General features: G+C 76.3%; 19 protein-coding genes. 11 read left to right on the forward strand and 8 right to left on the reverse strand.

The window, feature by feature from the left end:
- The first annotated feature begins 18 nt into the window (after positions 1-18).
- The gene (locus GA0070614_RS25655) at positions 19-1,299 is read left to right on the forward strand and encodes an MFS transporter (RefSeq protein WP_088978357.1); all 1,281 of its coding nucleotides are present in this window, start codon (positions 19-21) and stop codon (positions 1,297-1,299) included.
- 105 nt (positions 1,300-1,404) lie between these two features.
- On the opposite strand, the gene GA0070614_RS25660 is transcribed toward GA0070614_RS25655, so the two are convergent.
- The 5 genes from GA0070614_RS25660 to GA0070614_RS25680 all read right to left on the reverse strand — a co-directional run bounded on the left by GA0070614_RS25660 (position 1,405) and on the right by GA0070614_RS25680 (position 4,442).
- The gene (locus GA0070614_RS25660) at positions 1,405-2,043 is read right to left on the reverse strand and encodes an HAD family hydrolase (protein WP_269459459.1); all 639 of its coding nucleotides are present in this window, start codon (positions 2,041-2,043) and stop codon (positions 1,405-1,407) included.
- A gap of 69 nt (positions 2,044-2,112) precedes the next feature.
- Positions 2,113-2,376 carry a hypothetical protein gene (locus GA0070614_RS25665; RefSeq protein ID WP_088979668.1) on the reverse strand — a complete coding sequence of 88 codons (264 nt, stop codon included), beginning with the start codon at positions 2,374-2,376 and terminating at the stop codon, positions 2,113-2,115.
- Between the two features lie 106 nt (positions 2,377-2,482).
- Positions 2,483-2,944 (reverse strand): SRPBCC family protein, encoded by a 462-nt coding sequence (locus GA0070614_RS25670; protein WP_088978359.1) that lies wholly within the window; start codon positions 2,942-2,944, stop codon positions 2,483-2,485.
- A 55-nt stretch (positions 2,945-2,999) separates the two neighbouring features.
- A complete protein-coding gene (locus tag GA0070614_RS25675) occupies positions 3,000-3,416 on the reverse strand; it encodes a DUF2795 domain-containing protein (RefSeq protein ID WP_088978360.1) in 417 nt (138 codons plus the stop codon).
- Positions 3,417-3,470: 54 nt separating this feature from the next.
- Positions 3,471-4,442 carry a YihY/virulence factor BrkB family protein gene (locus tag GA0070614_RS25680; RefSeq protein WP_088978361.1) on the reverse strand — a complete coding sequence of 324 codons (972 nt, stop codon included), beginning with the start codon at positions 4,440-4,442 and terminating at the stop codon, positions 3,471-3,473.
- A 135-nt stretch (positions 4,443-4,577) separates the two neighbouring features.
- Here GA0070614_RS25680 and GA0070614_RS25685 point away from each other — a divergent pair, with 135 nt between their 5' ends.
- Positions 4,578-4,997, forward strand: coding sequence for a ChaB family protein (locus GA0070614_RS25685; RefSeq protein ID WP_088978362.1), 420 nt, complete (start codon positions 4,578-4,580; stop codon positions 4,995-4,997).
- Between the two features lie 56 nt (positions 4,998-5,053).
- Here the strand turns inward: GA0070614_RS25685 and GA0070614_RS25690 are convergent, their stop codons facing one another.
- Positions 5,054-6,487, reverse strand: coding sequence for an aldehyde dehydrogenase family protein (locus GA0070614_RS25690; protein ID WP_088978363.1), 1,434 nt, complete (start codon positions 6,485-6,487; stop codon positions 5,054-5,056).
- A gap of 72 nt (positions 6,488-6,559) precedes the next feature.
- Here GA0070614_RS25690 and GA0070614_RS25695 point away from each other — a divergent pair, with 72 nt between their 5' ends.
- On the forward strand, positions 6,560-8,164 hold the full coding sequence (locus tag GA0070614_RS25695) for a phytoene desaturase family protein (protein ID WP_088978364.1): 1,605 nt from the start codon (positions 6,560-6,562) through the stop codon (positions 8,162-8,164).
- A 43-nt stretch (positions 8,165-8,207) separates the two neighbouring features.
- Here the strand turns inward: GA0070614_RS25695 and GA0070614_RS25700 are convergent, their stop codons facing one another.
- Positions 8,208-8,975, reverse strand: a complete 768-nt coding sequence (locus GA0070614_RS25700) for a polyprenol monophosphomannose synthase (protein ID WP_088978365.1) — start codon at positions 8,973-8,975, stop codon at positions 8,208-8,210.
- A 115-nt stretch (positions 8,976-9,090) separates the two neighbouring features.
- Positions 9,091-9,552 (reverse strand): SRPBCC family protein, encoded by a 462-nt coding sequence (locus tag GA0070614_RS25705; protein ID WP_088978366.1) that lies wholly within the window; start codon positions 9,550-9,552, stop codon positions 9,091-9,093.
- 183 nt (positions 9,553-9,735) lie between these two features.
- Between GA0070614_RS25705 and GA0070614_RS25710 the strand changes: the two genes are divergently transcribed.
- From GA0070614_RS25710 to GA0070614_RS25745, 8 genes are read left to right on the forward strand one after another with little or no spacing between them, the layout of a single operon-like run.
- The gene (locus GA0070614_RS25710) at positions 9,736-11,454 is read left to right on the forward strand and encodes an HAD-IIIA family hydrolase (protein ID WP_408630711.1); all 1,719 of its coding nucleotides are present in this window, start codon (positions 9,736-9,738) and stop codon (positions 11,452-11,454) included.
- On the forward strand, positions 11,451-12,425 hold the full coding sequence (locus GA0070614_RS25715) for a glycosyltransferase (protein ID WP_088978367.1): 975 nt from the start codon (positions 11,451-11,453) through the stop codon (positions 12,423-12,425). The genes GA0070614_RS25710 and GA0070614_RS25715 overlap by 4 nt, the downstream gene beginning before the upstream one ends.
- Complete coding sequence (locus GA0070614_RS25720; protein ID WP_088978368.1) at positions 12,410-13,627, forward strand: glycosyltransferase; 1,218 nt, start codon at positions 12,410-12,412, stop codon at positions 13,625-13,627. The genes GA0070614_RS25715 and GA0070614_RS25720 overlap by 16 nt, the downstream gene beginning before the upstream one ends.
- Complete coding sequence (locus GA0070614_RS25725; protein ID WP_088978369.1) at positions 13,627-14,352, forward strand: D-sedoheptulose-7-phosphate isomerase; 726 nt, start codon at positions 13,627-13,629, stop codon at positions 14,350-14,352. Before GA0070614_RS25720 ends, GA0070614_RS25725 begins: the two co-directional genes overlap by 1 nt.
- The gene (locus tag GA0070614_RS25730; protein ID WP_408630712.1) at positions 14,349-15,839 is read left to right on the forward strand and encodes a PfkB family carbohydrate kinase; all 1,491 of its coding nucleotides are present in this window, start codon (positions 14,349-14,351) and stop codon (positions 15,837-15,839) included. The genes GA0070614_RS25725 and GA0070614_RS25730 overlap by 4 nt, the downstream gene beginning before the upstream one ends.
- Positions 15,836-16,537, forward strand: coding sequence for an SDR family oxidoreductase (locus GA0070614_RS25735; protein WP_088978370.1), 702 nt, complete (start codon positions 15,836-15,838; stop codon positions 16,535-16,537). The genes GA0070614_RS25730 and GA0070614_RS25735 overlap by 4 nt, the downstream gene beginning before the upstream one ends.
- On the forward strand, positions 16,534-17,475 hold the full coding sequence (locus GA0070614_RS25740) for a glycosyltransferase family 9 protein (RefSeq protein WP_088978371.1): 942 nt from the start codon (positions 16,534-16,536) through the stop codon (positions 17,473-17,475). The genes GA0070614_RS25735 and GA0070614_RS25740 overlap by 4 nt, the downstream gene beginning before the upstream one ends.
- On the forward strand, positions 17,459-18,442 hold the full coding sequence (locus GA0070614_RS25745) for a DNA topoisomerase IB (RefSeq protein WP_088978372.1): 984 nt from the start codon (positions 17,459-17,461) through the stop codon (positions 18,440-18,442). Before GA0070614_RS25740 ends, GA0070614_RS25745 begins: the two co-directional genes overlap by 17 nt.
- The last annotated feature ends 12 nt before the right edge of the window (positions 18,443-18,454 follow it).

Consider the following 18,454-nt stretch of genomic DNA (forward strand, 5'->3'; position numbering starts at 1 on the left):
GCGGCAGGATGGACCTCCGTGTCCGCCGTCCCGCCCCGCGCCTCCCTGCTCCTGCTGGCCTACCTCGCCTTCGTCAGCCTCGGCCTGCCGGACGGTCTGATCGGGGTCGGCTGGCCGTCCATCCGGGTCGACTTCGGCGTACCCACCGAGGCGGTCGGCCTGGTGCTGACCGCCGGCACCGCCGGCTACCTCACCTCCAGCGTGCTCGCCGGCTTCACCCTGGCCCGCCTCGGCGTCGGCCGGCTGCTGGCCGTCAGCACCCTGCTGGCCAGCCTGGCCCTCACCGGGTACGCCGCCTCGCCCGCGCTGGCGCTGATGGTCGGCTGCGCGCTGGTGCTCGGGCTCGGCTCCGGCGCCATCGACTCCGGGCTCAACGCCTACGCCGCCGGCGCGTTCGGGCCCCGGCACATGAACTGGATGCACGCCTTCTTCGGCCTCGGGGTGGCGATCGGCCCGCTGATCATGACCGCCGTGCTCGGCGCCGGGCTGGGCTGGCGCTGGGGGTACGGGATCGTCGCCGTCGCGCAGCTGGCCCTGGCCACCGCCTTCGCGCTGACCGTACGGGCCTGGCGCGACCGGTCCGCCGCCGTGGCCGGGCCGTCCGCCGCCGTGGCCGGGCCGGTGGGGCCGGCCGGCGGCCCGGCCTCGGCCGACCTGACCGCCGGTGGGCCCGTGACGGCGGGCACCGCCGCCGGCCCGGCGCCCGGCCGCGCCGCCGCAGTGCCGGTACGCGAGACGCTGCGGCTGCCGGCGGTCTGGCTCGGCGCGGCGGCCTTCGCCGCGTACGTGGCCATCGAGGTGGCGGCCGGGCTGTGGGCGTTCCTGCTGCTCACCGAGGGCCGCGGGCTGGCCGCCGCGCCGGCCGGGCTCTGCGTCTCCGGCTACTGGGGCAGCCTCTTCCTCGGCCGGGTGGTGCAGGGCCTGGTGGCCGAGCGGTTGGGCACCGGCCGGGTGCTGCGCGCCAGCCTCGTCGGGATGGCCGTCGGCGCCGCGCTCGTGGCGTTGCCCGCGCCGGCCCCGGTCACCGTGGCCGGGCTGTTCCTGCTCGGCTTCGCCGCCGCGCCGGTGTTCCCGCTGCTCACCCTCACCACCGCCGAGCGGGTCGGCGCCGCGCACGCCGACCGGGTCATCGGCGTGCAGATCGGCGCCGCCGGGCTCGGCGCGGCGCTGGTCCCGGCCGGGCTGGGCGTGCTCCTGGGCAACACCTCGGTGACGCTGCTGGGCCCGGCGCTGACCGTCCTCGCCCTGGTGCTGCTCGCCCTGCACGCGGCGGCGGGCCGTCGCCCGGTGGTCGCCTGAGCGCCGCCGCGCGCGGGGGGCAGCGGCGCGCGCGGGCCGATGGGAGCCGACGGTCGACGGTCGGCGGGCGGCCGAGGGCGACGCCCTCCGCAACCAGCGGGCCGGTCAGGAGACCGCCGGCTCCGCCCCGGCCGGCCCCGACCGCGGGGCGGGCACGGCGCGCTGCCAGGGCGGCGGGACGCGGACCGCGGCCATGCCCGCCGCGGTCGCCGCCGCGATGCCCAGGTCGGTGTCCTCGAAGACCAGGCAGGACTCCGGGGGTACGCCGAGCAGCCGGGCGGCCAGCAGGAAACACTCCGGGTCCGGCTTGGCCCGGACGTAGTCACCGGCGCAGACCAGGAGGTCGAACCGGTCGAGCAGGCCCAGGGTGGCCAGGGAGGCGGTCACCGCCTCCCGGTTGCCGCCGGAGACCACGGCGAACGGGACGCTGCCGTACGCCTGCTCGATGTGCCAGCCCACCTCGGGCACCGCGGCGAGGGTGGGCAGCAACTCCCGGTACAGCGCCTCCTGACGGCGGATGACGTCCTGCACCGGCAGGACGACGCCGTGCCGTTCGCCCAGGTCGGCGACGATGTCGACGAGCGTCCGGCCGCCCCAGGCGTAGAAGAGCTCCTCGGAGATGTCGCAGTCCCACTCGGCCAGCGCCTGTCGCCAGGCGACGAGGTGCAGGGGCATGGAGTCGACGACGGTGCCGTCGCAGTCGAAGAGGTAGGCCCGGAACTCGCCGGGCGGCAGGGGCAGCACCCGTCCCAGGGTAGGGCCGCCGACGCCCGCTCGTACGCCCCGGACGGCGACCGCCCGGGGCGTGCCGCGTCACATCGTGTCGGGGCCGGTCCGTCCCGTCGTGGACGGGCGGTACGCCCGCTCCGAGTCGGTCATCTCGCGCCGCTCCGCCTCCGGGCCGGCGCCCCGGTCCGCCGCCGCCGGTCCGTGCCCGAAGGCGGCCTCCTCGCCGGCGTCGTTGCCGGTGACGTCGTCGGCCTGCCCGTCGAGGGTCGACCGGGCGATCGCCTTGTCCAACTCCTCCAACGGGGTCTTCTGCTCGTCCCGCCATGCCCTGTCGTCGTTCTGCGTCATCCCATCGCGGTACCCGGGGCCGGTGATCGCAAACGGTCCGGGCCCGGACACGGCGATGGCCGCCGGGTCACCGGCGGCCATCGGACGTCGTGTCGCGGGGGAGGGATCAGGGCTGGGGGCGGTCGACCTGACCGCGCCAGGCGCCGGTCTCCTGACCGCGCCGCTCGATGAACTGCTTGAACCGCGCCAGGTCGCCCTTGACCCGACGGTCCACCACGCCGAGCTTGTCGCCGGCCTGCTCGACCACGCCGTGCGGCTCGAAGTCCATCTGCAGGGTCACCCGGGTCTTGCCCTCGTCGAGACGGTGGAAGGTCACCACGCCGGCGTGCTGGGTGCCGCCGGTGGACTTCCAGGCCACCCGCTCGTCGGGGAGCTGCTCGGTGATCTCGGCGTCGAACTCGCGCTTGACGCCGGCGATCTCCACCGTCCAGTGGGTCATCGTGTCCGACAGCTGCCGGACCTCCTCGACCCCCTCCATGAAGTGGGGGAACTCCTCGAACTGGGTCCACTGGTCGTACGCCGTCCGGATCGGGACGGTCACCTCGACGTGCTCGATAACGCCGCTCATGAAAGCGTTCCTCCTCTTCCGCTGGCGCGTTCGGCGGACCGTGGGCGGGTCCGTCTCACCAGCGCGTCGTCTCGTTCCTGTGCCCGAGCGCCGCCCACACCTCGGAAACCGTCTGGTACCGCGTGCCGTCGGGCAGCCCCTCCAACGCGGCGACGACGTCGGCCGGCGCGTCGTTGTCCCGGGCGTTGGCCACCAGCGCCTCACGGTCGCCGGGCAGGGCGGACATCGTGATGAACCGCCCGAGCCGGCTGCGCGCCTCCACGTCCTCGGAGCTCATCCCCTGCGGGGCGCCGGTGCGCAGCTCACCCGCCGGGGCCGTGGTGACCCCCGGCTGGTCCTCGCCGGCCGGCTCCGCCTCGCGGAACTCGTCGACGCGCGAGCCTCCGGTGCCCGGCCCCTGCACGAGGCCGGAGACCTCCTGGCTCATCTGCTCGTCGATCCTCGGTCCGTGCTTGCTGCTGCCACGTTCCATGTCGTGTGTGCTACCCCGGGGGGCCGGTGGGAAACGCCGAACCCCGGCACGGGGTCAGGAATCGGCGGCGGCCTTGGGCGGCAGCACCGGCTCGCCCGGGTCCTCCGCGCCGGCCTGCAACACCCGCCCCCGCTGGAGTTCGGCGTTGATCTGCACCCCGAACATCAGCGCGCAGTTGGACAGGTAGAGCCAGACGAGGAAGGCGATGACGGCGCCGAGGCTGCCGTACGTGACGTCGTAGGAGCCGAAGTTGGCGACGTACAGGCCGAAACCGAAGGAGGCGAGCACCCAGGCGAGCAGGGCCACCGCCCCGCCCGGGGTGAGCCACCGGAACCGCGGCTGCCGGACGTTCGGGGCGATCCAGAACAGCAGCGACAGCAGGGTCATCGTCACCAGCGCCAGCACCGGCCACTTGACCACGCTCCACACCGTGCGGGCCAGCCCACCCGCGCCGACCAGGTCGCCGACCGCGTCGGTCACCGGCCCGCTCACGATCAGGCCGAGCGCCACCACCGCGAGCAGCACCAGCGAGAGCCCGGCCAGCCCGATCTGCATCGGGCGCAGCCGCCAGAACGGCCGGCCCTCCTCGACGCCGTAGATGGCGTTGGAGGCCCGGGTGAACGCGCCGATGAAGCCGGAGGCCGACCAGAGCGCGCCGAGCAGACCGAAACTCAGCAGCACCTTCGCCCCGCTCTGCTGGTCGACCACGGTGCGCACCACCGACACGAAGCCGTCGTTGCCGACCACCGCGCCGGCCCCGATGTCGCGAGCCAGGTCGAGCACCGTGTCGACGGTCCGCTCCCCGTCGGAGACCAGCCCCACCAGGGCGACCACCACGACCGTGGACGGGAAGAGCGCCAGCACGCCGTAGTAGGTGAGCGCCGCCGCCCAGTCCGCGCAGTTGTCCTTGACGAAGTTGCGGCCGCTGCGGACCAGCGCGCCGCGCCAGGTGGTCCAGCTCAGCTGGCGTACCCGGCGGGGGACCGGTCGTCCGGCGACCGCGGTCGGCTCCGTCGTCGCTGCCATGCCCGCTCCCTGTCGCCGCACCGGTTGGCCCCGCCGGTACCCCGGGGCGGAAGCCGACAAACCCGACGCCGGCGTTTGCCCCTGGAGCCCGGGGGAACCGTCAACCGGAGGGAAACCGACGCGGAGGAGGACGAGATGCCCGGGCGCGAGGTACTGCCCAGCACGCTGCGGCGCTCCCCGGAGAAGGCGCAGCGCACCTGGGAGAAGACGCACGACTCGGCGGTCGAGACGTACGGCGAGGGGGAGCGGGCGCACCGCACCGCCTTCGCCGCGGTCAAGCACGAGTTCGAGAAGGTCGGCGACCACTGGGAGCCGAAGGGGCGCAAGGGCCCCAGCGACCGGCAGGCGGCCGGTGGCGGCCCCGCCCGACGCGCGCCCACCGCCGGCGGGGTGGACGCCAACGCCACCAAGGACCACCTGATGGAGGTGGCGAAGAAGCTCGACGTGCCGGGCCGGTCCCGGATGACCAAGCCGGAACTGGTCGAGGCGATCGAGAAGGCGAACACCCGACAGACCACGAAGACCCGGGAGAAGGCCAAGGCCCGCGGTCGCTGACCGGCGACACCACGGGAGCCCGGGACCCGCACGGTCCCGGGCTCCCGCCTCCGTGCTCACCAGTGGCCGCCGCCCGGGGCCTCGATGTGCACGGTCTTGACCGTGCTGAACTCGTCGAGCAGCTCCGGGCCGTACCCGAAGCCCTGGCCGCTGCCGCGGCGTGGCTGCGCGGCGCCGCCCGGCGCGCCGCCGAAGACCGCGTTGACCTTGACGGTGCCCACCGGCAGCTCCCGCCAGGCCCGCTGGGCGTGGCTCATCGACGGGGTCAGCACCGTGGCGGCCAGCCCGTACGGCGAGTCGGCCGCACACTTCAGCGCCTCGCTGAACGAGTCGACCACGACCACCGCGGCGACCGGGCCGAACGTCTCCTCGCGGATCAGCGTCATCTCCTGCCGGCAGTCGCTGACCACCGTGGCCGGGTAGAACGCCCCCGGCCCGTCCGGCAGCGTGCCGCCCACCCGCAGCGTGGCGCCCTCCGCGACCGCCGCGGTGACCTGGCCGTGCACGTGGTCGCGGTGCCGCCGGTCCACCAGCGGCCCCAGCTCGGTGTCCGGGTCCCGGCCCGGTCCGACCCGCAGCGAACGCGCCCGCTCGACCAGCGCGTCGACGAAGTCCTCGGCGACGTCGCGGTGCGCGTAGATCCGCTCGACCGCCACGCAGATCTGGCCGGCGTTGGCGAACGAGCCCATCGCGGCCTGCTGTGCCGCCCAGACCGGATCCACCCCGGCGTCGACGATCAACGGGTCGCTGCCGCCGTTCTCCAGCAGCGCCTTCGCGCCGGTGCGGGCGCAGGCCGCCGCGATGGCCCGGCCGGTCGCCGTCGAACCGACGTGGGCGACCACGTCGACCTCCTGCGCCGAGAGGGCCGCACCCACCTCGGCGCCGCCGGTGAGCAGGGAGAGCACCCCGGCCGGCAGGCCGCTGTCCAGGACCTTCGCCAGCAGCCAGCCGGTGGCCGGGGTGCGCTCGCTGGGCTTGTACAGCACCACGTTGCCGGTGACCAGGGCCGCGCCGAGCAGCCCGCAGGAGACCGCCACCGGGTCGTTCCACGGGGTGATGGCGGCGACCACGCCGCGCGGCTCCGGCGCCATGAAGTCGATCGCGGCGGCGCCGCCGTGCAGGGTGCGGCCCCCGCGCACCGGGCCGAGTTCGGCGTACTGTCGCAGCGTGCCGATGCCCGCCTCGACGCCGCCCCGCGCGTCGCCCAGCGGCTTGCCCATCTCCGCCGTGGTCGCCGCGGCCAGCTCGTCGGCCGCCGCCGTCAGGGCGTCCGCCGCCCGGTGCAGCGCCGCCGCCCGCTCCGCCGGAGGCGTCGCCGCCCACTCCGCCGCCGCGCCCCGGGCCGCCTCGACCGCCTTGGCCACCTCGTCCGCCGTCGCCACCGGCACGGTGCTGACCGGGGCGCCGTCGGCCGGATCGTGGACCGTCAGCTCACCACCCTCGCCGCCCGCGCCCCACACTCCACCGATGAGCTGTTCAACCCTGTACATGCGGCAGGGGATGCCCCGCTCCCGGCGAGGCAAACGCGTTTCGCCCGGTTGCTGGCCGGGTAGGCGGATCGGATGATCGACAGCGGGACGGAGACCGCCGACGCCGTCGTCATCGGCGCCGGACACAACGGGCTGGTGGCCGCGAACCTGCTCGCCGACGCCGGCTGGGACGTGCTGGTGCTGGAGGCCACCGCCGCCCCCGGCGGGGCGGTCCGTTCCGCCGAGGTGACCGCCCCCGGCTACCTCAGCGACCTCTACAGCTCCTTCTACCCCCTCGGGTACGCCTCCCCGGTGCTGCGCCGGCTCGGCCTCGACGCCCACGGCCTGACCTGGACCCACGCCCCGGACGTCCTGGCGCACGTCATGCCCGACGGGCGGGCGGCGGTGCTGAACCGCGACCCGGCGCGCAGCGCCGCCTCGATGGAGGCGTTCGCCCCCGGCGACGGGCAGCGCTGGCTGGACACGTACGACGACTGGCGCGCCATCTCGCGTCCGCTGCTGGACGCCCTGTTCACCCCGTTCCCGCCGGTCCGCAACGGCCTGGAGCTGCTCGGCCGGCTGCGGACGGCCGGCGCCCTGCGGCTGGCCCGCCGGCTGGTGCTGCCGAGCCGCCAACTCGGCCGCGAGCTGTTCCGGGGCGAGGGCGCGCCGGCGCTGATGGCCAGCTGCGCCCTGCACACCGACCTCTCCCCGGACGACGCCGGCTCGGGCATCTACGGCTGGCTGCTGGCCATGCTCGGCCAGGAGGTCGGCTGGCCGGTCCCGGTCGGCGGGGCACAGAGGATCACCGACGCGCTGGTGGGCCGGCTGCTGGCCCGGGGCGGCCGGATCAGCTACTCCGCGCCGGTCGACCGGGTGCTGGTGGCCCGGGGCCGGGCGATGGGCGTGCGCACCGTCGGCGGCTCGCTCTGGCGGGCCCGCCGGGCGGTGCTGGCCGACGTGCCCGCCCCCGCGCTCTACCTGGACCTGGTCGGCGCGGCGGCGCTGCCGCCCCGGCTGGTGGAGGACCTGGCGCACTTCCGCTGGGACGGCTCGACCGTCAAGGTCGACTGGGCGCTGGACGGGCCGATGCCGTGGACCAACCCGCAGGTGCGCGGCGCCGGCACGGTGCACCTGGCCACCGACGTCGACGGCCTCACCCGGTACGCCGCCGACCTGGCCTGCGGCCAGGCGCCCGAGGAGCCGTTCCTGCTGGTCGGCCAGATGACCACCGCCGACCCGGGGCGCTCACCGGCGGGGACCGAGTCGCTCTGGTCGTATACCCACCTGCCGTTCCGGCGGGACTGGCGGGCCGAGGACGTCAGCCGGCACGTGGACCGGATGGAGGCGGTGCTCGAGCGGTACGCCCCCGGCTTCCAGGACCTCGTCCGGGGCCGGTTCGTGGCCGGTCCGGCGGAGCTGGAGGAACGCAACCCGGGACTGGTCGGCGGGGCGGTCGGCGCCGGCACCGCCGCCGCGTACCAGCAGCTCTTCCTGCGGCCGGTGCCCGGGCTGGGCCGGCCGGACACCCCGGTCGACCGGCTCTACCTGGCCAACGCCTCGGCGAACCCGGGCGGCGGTGTGCACGGCGCGCCCGGCGCGAACGCGGCCCGGGCGGCGCTGCACCGCGACCGCGCCCTGACCGGCGGACTGTACGCCCGGGTCGTCGGCGCGGCGCACCGCGCCGTCTACCGCTGACGGCCCGGCCGGCAGGCCGGGCCGGGGGACGGCTCCGAGCGGGTCAGCGCTCCAGGTTCCGGTGCCGGGTCCGCAGCTTGAACGGCATCAGGGCGCTCTCCACCTTGGTGGCGGTGGTCATCTTGGAGTCGCCGTCGCGCCGCTCCTCGAAGCGGATCGGCACCTCCAGGATGGTGTGCCCGAGCTTGGTGGCCAGGTAGTGCATCTCGACCTGGAAGCTGTAGCCGTTCGACTGCACCCGCTCCAGCCCGATGTCGCGCAGCGCGTCGGCCCGCCAGATCTTGAAGCCGGCGGTGAGGTCGCGGATGCGCACCCGCAGCAGGGTGTGCACGTACAGGTTGGCCCAGCCGCTGAGCGCGCGACGGTAGAGCGGCCAGTTCTCGTCCAGTTCGCCGCCGGGGACGTAGCGGGAGCCGATCACCACGCTGGCCTGCGTGGAGAGCAGCGCGCCGAGCATGCCGGGCAGCGCCTCCGGCGGGTGCGACAGGTCGGCGTCCATCTGCGCCACGTACTCCGCGCCGCCGTCGAGGGCCCGGCCGATCCCGTCGACGTACGCCCGGCCCAGCCCCTCCTTGCCGGCGCGGTGCACGACCTGGACCCGGTCCGGGTGCTCGATGGCGAGCTTGTCGGCGACCTCGCCGGTGCCGTCCGGGGAGTTGTCGTCGGCGACCAGCACCTTCAGGCCCGGCAGCGGCAGGCTGAGGAGTCGCTCGACCAGTACCGGGAGGTTGCCCGCCTCGTTGTAGGTGGGGACCACGACGGTCAGGCGTGCGTCCCGCCAGGGCGAGGGCAGCTCCACGGGTTCGATCATGACGGACATCCTCTGGTTGCCGACGGTTTTCCCCCAAAGGGTAGCCAGTGCCGTACCGGCCCCCGTCGAGGCTCCCCGCCCCCGCCGTCGACACCGCCGGGAGCGGGGCCGACCGTCAGCGCTGGGCGCGTTCGTCCGCCTTCTGCCGGGTGGCGATGTCGGAGAGCCGCCGCAGCGTCTCCTTGTTGCGCTGGTGCAGCACCAGGTCGTTGAGCTTGTTGCGGACCCAGCGCAGCGGCCCGGCGGCGAAGTCCTCGCCGATGCGCACCCGGGTGCCGAAGCCGTCACCGACCGGTTGCAGGGTGAACACCACGATCGCCTCGCCGGCCGGCCAGAGCCCGGCCTTGATGACCAGCTTGTGCGGCGGCTCGCAGACCAGCACCGTCGAGGAGTCCTCCAGGGAGAACGGCCACGGGCCGGCCCGGTGGTGCAGTTGCGTCCCCGCCCGGGGCCAGTCGGCGTCCACGTCGCGCACGTGCGCGGTGCCGACCACCCAGTCGCTGTACGTCCACCCGTCGGCGAGCACGTCGAAGACCTGCTGCGGGGGAGCGTCGATCACTTTCTCCACAATCGCCACCGCGACTCTGTACCCGGGCTCCGTCGGGATCTAACGGGGGCGGCGTTAGCTTCTCCGGGGCGGCGGGTAAGGCCCGGTCGGCGACCGTGCGGGCTCCGGCGACGGCGACGAGGCCGTGCCGCCGGGTAGATGATGTTTACTCCCCGGGGCTCCGGGAACCCGCCGCCCGTGCGACGGGACCGGATGGAGTCGGATCAGCGCAGGTCAGGCCGGGTGGAACCGGCCGGGCGGGGCGCGCCGCAGCCGGTCCTGTTCGACGCGGTGCTGCTGGACCGCGACGGCACCCTGATCGAGGACGTGCCGTACAACGGCGACCCGGACAAGGTGCGGCCGGTGCCGGGCGCCCGGGAGGCGCTGGACCGGCTGCGCGCGGCCGGGCTGCGCCTGGGCGTGGTCACCAACCAGTCCGGCCTGGCCCGGGGGTTGTTCACCGCCGGGCAGATGCGGGCGGTGCACGCGCGGGTCGAGGAGCTGCTCGGCCCGTTCGACACCTGGCAGGTCTGCCCGCACGACGAGCGGGCCGGCTGCGACTGCCGCAAGCCGGCCCCCGGCATGGTCCGGGCCGCCGCCCACGCCCTCGGCACCGTCCCGCAGCGCTGTGTGATGGTCGGCGACATCGGCGCCGACATGACCGCGGCCGGCGCGGCCGGCGCCGCCGGCATCCTGGTGCCCACCGCCACCACCCGCCCGGCCGAGGTGGCCGCCGCGCCCGCCGTGGTGGCCGACCTGCCGGCGGCGGTCGCCGCCATCCTGGCCCGGGCCGCCCTGGTCACCGGCGGGTCGCCGGGCCCGCGCCGGGGGACGGTGCTGGTGGCGCGCAGCGACTCCGCCGGGGACGTGCTGGTCACCGGCCCGGCCGTGCGGGCCGTCGCCGCCGGTGCCGAGCGGGTCGTGCTGCTCTGCGGCACGCGCGGGCGGGACGCCGCCGCCCTGCTGCCCGGCGTCGACGAGCTGATCGAGTGGCCGCTGCCGTGGATCGACGGCGACCCGGCCCCGGTCGACCCCGACGACCTGCGCGCGCTGACCGCCCGGCTGGCCGCCGTCGGCGCGGACGAGGCGGTCGTCTTCACCTCCTTCCACCAGTCGCCGCTGCCCCTGGCGCTGCTGCTGCGGATGGCCGGGGTGCCGAGGATCAGCGCGATCAGCGAGGACTACCCGGGCAGCCTGCTCGACGTCCGGCACCGGGTGCCGGCGGGCGTGCCGGAACCCGAACGCGCCCTGTCGCTGGCCGCCGCCGCCGGCTTCGCGCTGGCCCCGGGGGACCAACCGACCCTGCGGGTACGCACCGCCGGGCTGCCCCCGCCGCCGGAGGGGCTCGGCCGGCCCGGTTACGTGGTGGTGCACCCCGGCTCCGCGGTGCCGACCCGGGCCTGCCCGCCCGAGCTGGCGGCCCGGATCGTGCGGGTGCTCGCCGCCGCCGGGCACCGGGTCGTGGTCACCGGCGGCCCGCACGAGGCGACGCTGACCGCGCAGGTGGCCGGGGACGCCGGGCTGGACCTGGGCGGACGGACCGGGCTGGCCGAGCTGGCCGCCGTGCTCGCCGGGGCCGGGGCGCTCGTCGTCGGCAACACCGGCCCCGCCCACCTCGCCGCCGCGCTGGGCGTGCCGGTGGTGAGCCTCTTCGCCCCCACCGTCCCGTACGGACAGTGGGGGCCGTACCGGGTGCCGGCCGTGCGCCTCGGCGACGCCGCCGCGCCGTGCCGGGACACCCGGGCCACCCGCTGCCCGGTGCCCGGGCACCCCTGCCTGGCCGCGGTCGAGCCGGGCCGGGTCCTGGAGGCCGTCCGCCTGCTCGGCGTGCCGGCCGACGCGCCCGCCCCGGCGGGGCCGACCGGGACGGTCACCGTCGCCCCGGCCGCCGGCGCGGCGGCGGTGGTCACCGGCGGCGGGAGCACCCGATGAACATCCTGGTGTGGCACGTGCACGGCTCCTGGACCACGTCCTTCGTGCACGGCAAGCACCGCTACCTGGTGCCGGTCACCCCCGACCGTGGCCCGTACGGGCTGGGGAGGGCGCGCACCTACCCGTGGCCGGACAGCGCCGTCGAGGTCACCCCGCAGCAGTTGCGCCGCGAGGAGGTCGACGTGGTGCTGCTGCAACGCCCCGAGGAGTTCGACCTGGCCTGCGACTGGCTCGGCCGGCGGGTCGGCCGGGACGTGCCGGCGATCTACGTCGAGCACAACACCCCCAAGGGCGACGTGCCGAACACCCGCCACCCGATGGCCGACCGTGACGACCTGCTGCTCACCCACGTCACCCACTTCAACGAGCTGTTCTACGACAACGGCGGCACCCGCACCGCCGTCGTCGAGCACGGCGTGGTGCCGCCCGCCGTCGGGTGGACCGGGGAGCTGGACCGGCTGGCCGTGGTCATCAACGAGCCGGTGCGCCGGTGGCGGGTCACCGGCACCGACCTGCTGGCCCCCTTCGCCGAGATCGCCCCGCTGGACGTGTTCGGCATGAGGGTGGCCGGGCTCGCCGACCACCTGGGCCTGCCCGCCGACCGGCTGACCAGCCACGACGACGTGCCGCAGCACCGGATGCACGCCGAGTTGGCCCGGCGGCGGGCGTACCTGCACCTGTGCCGGTGGACCTCGCTCGGGCTGAGCCTGATCGAGGCGATGACCATGGGCATGCCGGTGGTCGCGCTGGCCACCACCGAGGCCGTCGAAGCCGTGCCGCCGGCCGCCGGCGCGCTCTCCACCCGGGTGGACGTGCTGGTGGAGGCCGCCCGGCGGTTCGTCGCCGAGCCCGCCGAGGCCCGCCGGGCGGGCGAGCAGGCCCGCGCCGCCGCCCGGGGCCGCTACGGCCTGGACCGTTTCCTCGCCGACTGGGACCGCCTGCTGGAGGAGGAAGTATGCGCATCGCGATGATCTCCGAGCACGCCAGCCCGCTCGCCGTGCTGGGCGGTGAGGACGCCGGCGGGCAGAACACGCATGTCGCGGAGCTCTCCGCCGCGCTGGCGGCCGCCGGGCACGACGTGCGGGTCTACACCCGCCGCGACGCCGTCGACCTGCCGGTCACCGTCCGCGCCCCGGACGGGTACGACGTGGTGCACGTGCCGGCCGGCCCGGCCGAGCCGGTGGCCAAGGACGCCCTGCTGCCGCACATGAAGGAGTTCAGCGGCTGGCTGGTGGCGCGGTGGCGGGGCGGGGACTGGACGCCGGAGGTGATCCACGCGCACTTCTGGATGAGCGGGCTCGCCGCGCTGGCCGCCAGCCGGCAGACCGGGGTGCCGGTGGTGCAGACGTACCACGCGCTGGGCACGGTCAAGAAGCGTCACCAGGGCGTGCAGGACACCAGCCCGGCCCGCCGGATCTCCTACGAGCGGGAACTGGGCCGGTCGGTGGACCGGGTGGTCGCCCAGTGCCAGGACGAGGTGGGCGAGCTGGTCCGCCTCGGCGTCCCCCGTTCCCGGATGACGGTGGTCCCCTCCGGGGTCAACCTGACCACCTTCGCCCCGCTCGGCCCCGCCGCCGACCGGGAGCCCGACCGGCCCCGGGTGCTCACCGTCGGCCGGCTGGTGGAGCGCAAGGGCTTCCAGACCGTGGTACGGGCCATGGAGCTGGTGCCGCGGGCGGAGTGCGTCATCGTCGGCGGGCCGCCCGCCGGCCTGCTGGAGACCGACCCGTACGCCCGCCGGCTGCGGGCGCTGGCCGAGACGTGCGGGGTGGCCGACCGGGTGCGGCTGGTCGGCGCGGTGCCCCGCGAGGAGATGGGCCGCTGGTACCGCTCGGCCGACCTGCTGGTCGCCGCCCCCTGGTACGAGCCGTTCGGGCTGACCCCGCTGGAGGCGATGGCCTGCGGCGTGCCGGTGGTCGGCACCGCCGTCGGCGGGATCAAGGACACCGTCGTGGACGGGGTCACCGGTGACCTGGTGCCGGCCCGTGACCCGCAGGCGCTGGGCACCGCGATCCAACGCCTGCTCGACGACCGGATCCGCCGGTTCGGCTACGCCACCGCCGCCCTGCAACGAGCGAGGCGCAGCTACTCCTGGGCCACCGCCGCCGAGCGGCTGGCGGAGCTGTACGGCGAGGTGGCCGCGGTGCGCCGGCCCACCCGGGTGGTCGCCTGATGACGGCCGGGCTGCTCGACGCGCACCTGACGCTGCTGGCCGAGGCGCTGCTGCCGTACCGCGAGTCGGAGGGGCTGCTGTCGCGGTGGGGGGCCGAGCTGGCCGTGACCCTGGCCGGCGGGGGCCGGCTGCTCGTGGCCGGCAACGGCGGCAGCGCGGCCGAGGCCCAGCACCTCACCGCCGAACTGGTGGGCAAGCTGCGCGACGACCGGCAGCCGCTGTCGGCCATCGCGCTGCACGCGGAGACCTCGGCGATGACCGCGATCGGCAACGACTACGGCTACGACGAGGTCTTCGCCCGGCAGGTGCGCGCGCACGGCCGCCCCGGCGACGTGCTGCTGCTGCTGTCCACCAGCGGCGCCAGCGCCAACCTGCTGGCCGCCGCCCGCGCCGGGCGGGACACCGGGCTGCGCTGCTGGGCGTTCACCGGCCCGGCTCCGAACCCGCTCGCCGACGCCTGCGACGAGGTGCTCGCGGTGGCGTCGGCGGACAGCCAGGTGGTGCAGGAACTGCACCTGGTCTCCACCCACGTGCTCTGCGAGTACGTCGACCGGGAACTGCCGGCCGCGCTGGCGACGGCCGGGCCCGCGACGGCGGTGGGCGCGGCGGCGGTGGACGTGGCGGCGGTGGACGTGGCGCTGGCGGGTGCGCCGGACGTCGAGCCGGTGCGCACCGGCGTCGAGGTGGTGGTCGACGACCGTCACCGGCAGGTCGAGGCGGGATGAGGGAGGCGAGCGTGCCCGGACCGTTGGTGGTCGTCGGCGACACCCTGCTGGACCGCGACGTCGAGGGCGTGGTGAACCGGCTCTGCCCGGACTCCCCGGTCCCGGTGCTGGACGAGACGGCGCACGCCGACCGGCCGGGCGGGGCGGGCCTGGCCGCGCTCTTCGCCGCCGCGCAGGGCGCCGAGGTGGCGCTGGTGACCGCGCTGGCCGACGACGCCGCCGGGGCCCGGCTCAGCTCGCTGCTCACCGCCGCTGGCGTACGGGTGTACGCGCTGCCGCTGCCCGGTTCCACCCCGGAGAAGATCCGGCTGCGGGCGCGCGGCCGGGTGCTGCTGCGCCACGACCGGGGTGGCGCCGGCGCGGAACCGGGGGAGCCGCACGAGGCGGTGCTGCGGCTGATCGCCGAGGCGTCCGCGGTGCTGGTCAGCGACTACGGCCGGGGGGTGGCCCGGCAGCCGGCGCTGCGTGCCGCGCTGGCCGCCACCCGCGCCCCGGTGGTCTGGGACCCGCACCCGCGCGGGCCGGCGGCGGTGCCCGGGGTCACCCTGGCCACCCCGAACGAGCCGGAGGCGCGCGAGCTGACCAAGGTGCCGCCCGGCGAGTCCCGGCTGGCCACCGCCGCCCGGGGCGCGCAGGGGCTGCGCGAGCGGTGGCGCGCCGGCGCGGTGGCGGTGACCCTCGGCGGCGACGGCGCGCTGCTCTGCCACGCCGGGTCCACCCCGCTGGTCGTCGCGGCCCCGGTCAACGCCGAGGGGGACACCTGCGGGGCCGGGGACCGGTTCGCCTCCGCCGCGACCCTCGCCCTCGCCCGGGGGGCACTGGTCTCCGAGGCGGTGCAGGAGGCGGTGGCGGAGGCGTCGGCGTACGTGGCCCGCGGGGGAGTCGCCGCCGCGCTGCCGGTGGAGGTGCGGGCCGCCCCGCCGGTGGTGCTCAGCGGTGGCGGGGAACGGATCGGGGCCGCGGCGGCCGGCGCGGTGGTGGCCGAGGTACGCGCCGCCGGCGGCACCGTGGTCGCCACCGGCGGCTGCTTCGACCTGCTGCACGCCGGGCACGTGGCGACGTTGCAGGCCGCCCGGCAGCTCGGCGACTGCCTGATCGTCTGCCTCAACTCCGACGCCAGCGTCACCGGGCTGAAGGGACCGGAGCGCCCGGTGATGTCCCAGGGCGACCGCAGCCGGTTGCTCGCCGCGTTGAGCTGCGTCGACGCGGTGATGGTCTTCGACGAGCCGACTCCGCACGCGGCGTTGAGCTGGCTGCGCCCGGACATCTGGGTCAAGGGTGGCGACTACGCCACCGGTGGCGGCGACGCCGCCACCCTGCCGGAGGCCGAGGTGCTGCGCCGCTGGGGCGGGCAGACCGTGGTGGTGCCGTACCTGGACGGGCGGTCCACCACCGACATGATCGCGGCGGCCCGTGGCGAGCGGCGGGCCGTCGCCCCCACCGGCGCGGCCCGCGCCGGGCGTCGTACGGCGGAGGGAGCACGATGACCAGCAGCGCACCCGGTGCCGGTCCGACCGTCCTGGTCACCGGCGGATCGAGCGGCCTCGGCGCGGCCGTGGTGACCGCCGTGGCCCGGGCGGGCGGGCGGCCGCTCGTGCTCGACCGGCACCGTCCCGCCGACGGGGTGCCCTGGGTCGAGTGCGACCTCGCCGACACCCGGGCGGCGGAGCGGGCCACCCGGGAGCTGGCCGAGCGCAACGGCGGCCTGGACGCGGTGGTGACCGCGGCCGGCACCGACGTGCCCGGCAAGCTCGCCGACCTGCCCGGGGAGAGTTGGGAGCGGATCGTCGCGGTCGACCTGCTCGCCACGGTCGCGGTGGTCCGCGCGGCGTTGCCGTACCTGGAGGCGGCCCGGGGCAACGTGGTCACGGTCGCCTCGACGCTGGGGATCAAGGCGGTCAGCGACGCCACCGCGTACTGCGCGGCGAAGTTCGGGGTGGTCGGCTTCACCCGCGCGCTCGCCGCCGAACTCGCCGGCCGGATCGGGGTGACCCTGCTGATCCCGGGCGGCATGCGCACCGCCTTCTTCGACGAGCGTGACCCGCAGTACAAGCCAGGACCGGACGCCAACCTCAACGACCCGGCCGACACCGCCGCCGCGATCATGTTCGCGCTGTCCCAGCCGCCCGGCTGCGCGGTACGGGAGATGGTGGTCTGCGCCGAGCGGGAGACGTCCTGGCCGTGATCCTGGTGCTGCGTGCCCTGGGCGTCGGTGACCTGGCCACGGCGGTGCCGGCGCTGCGCGCGCTGCGGGCCGCGTACCCGGGCGAGGAGCTGGCGCTGGCCGCGCCGGCCTGGCTGGCGCCCCTGGTCGACCTGGTCGGCGCGGTGGACCGGCTGCTGCCCACCGACGGGCTCGGCCCGCCGCCGTGGCCGTCCCCGCCCGTGGCGGTGAACCTGCACGGGCGGGGCCCGCAGTCGCACCGGATGCTGGCCGGGGCGGGGCGGTTGCTCGCCTTCCGCTGCCCGCGGGCCGGGCACCTCGACGGCCCGCCGTGGCGGCCGGGGGAGCACGAGGTGGCCCGCTGGTGCCGCCTGCTCGCCTGGTACGGCATCCCGGCCGACCGGGCCGACCTGGCGCTGCGCCGGCCCGCGCCGGGTGGGTCGCCGGCCGGTGTGACGATCGTGCACCCCGGCAGCAAGGTCCCGGAGAAGCGCTGGCCGGCCGGGCGGTTCGCCGCGCTGGCCCGGGAACTGGCCGGCCGGGGTCACCGGGTCGTGGTGACCGGCTCGGCGGACGAACGCGACCTGGCCGGCCGGGTCGCCGCCGGGGCGGGGCTGCCCGCCGAGGCGGTGCTGGCCGGCGGCACCGATCTCGGTGAGCTGGCCGCCCTGGTCGCCGGGGCCCGGCTGGTGGTCAGCGGCGACACCGGCGTCGGCCACCTGGCCACCGCGTACGGGACCCCGTCGGTGCTGCTCTTCGGCCCCGTCCCGCCGGCCGAGTGGGGGCCACCGCCGGACCGCCCCCGGCACCGGGTGCTCTGGGCCGGTGCCCGGGATTGGCCCGGTTCGCCCGGGGTAGGAACCCACCCGACATTGGCGGCCCTGCCGGTGGACCCGGTGCTGGCCGCCGTGGACGAGGCCGAAGAGGCGGTGCGGATCCCCGGTGCGGTTGCGGCGTAGTGATCCGGGTCGGGCGGGCTACGGGCGCCGCCGGGCCGGCAAGGGTTGGGTGTTCCTCGCCCCGGACGGCGAGCCGGTCCGCGATCCGGAGCAGCTGAGCCGGCTGCGGGAGCTGGTCGTCCCGCCCGCCTGGCAGGACGTCTGGATCTCGCCGTACCCGAACGGGCACATCCAGGCCGTCGGCGTGGACGCGGCCGGACGCCGGCAGTACCTGTACCACCCGGAGTGGCGGCGCAAGCGGGACGAGGCGAAGTTCGACCACGTGCTGGAGGTGGCCCACCGGCTGCCGACGCTGCGCGAGCGGATCGCCCGGGACCTGGACGGGCGCGGGCTCGGCCGGGACCGGGTGCTGGCCACCGTGGCCCGGCTGCTGGACATGGGGATGTTCCGGGTCGGCAACGACCAGTACGCCGTCGGCGAGGACGCCACCTTCGGCGTGTCCACCCTGCGCCCCGAGCACGCCCGGTCCCGGGCCGGCTGCGTGGTCTTCGAGTTCCCCGCCAAGGGCGGCATCGACCAGGTGCGCCGGATCGAGGACCCGGAGCTGTGCCGGGTGCTGACCAACCTGCGCCGCCGGCGGCGCAGCGAGGAGCGGCTGTTCGGCTACTGGGACGGCCGGACCTGGCGCGACGTGCGCAGCGACGAGGTCAACGGCTACCTGCGCGACGCCAGCGGCGGGGAGATGACGGCGAAGGACTTCCGGACCTGGCACGCCACCGTGCTCGCCGCCACCGAGCTGGCCACGGTGGGCGTGCCGCGCTCCGTCACGGCCCGGCGCAAGGCGGTCGCCGCGGTGATGAAGGACGTCGCGGAGCTGCTCGGCAACACCCCGACGGTGGCCCGGACGTCCTACGTGGACCCCCGGGTGGTGGACCTGTACCACGACGGGGTGGTGGCGCCGGTGCGCGCCGACTCCCCGCAGGACGAGGCCGAGCGGTCGGTGCTGGAGCTGCTGGAGGAGGCGTGACCGGCCCCGCCG

Source organism: Micromonospora coxensis, assembly GCF_900090295.1.
Taxonomy (GTDB): domain Bacteria; phylum Actinomycetota; class Actinomycetes; order Mycobacteriales; family Micromonosporaceae; genus Micromonospora; species Micromonospora coxensis.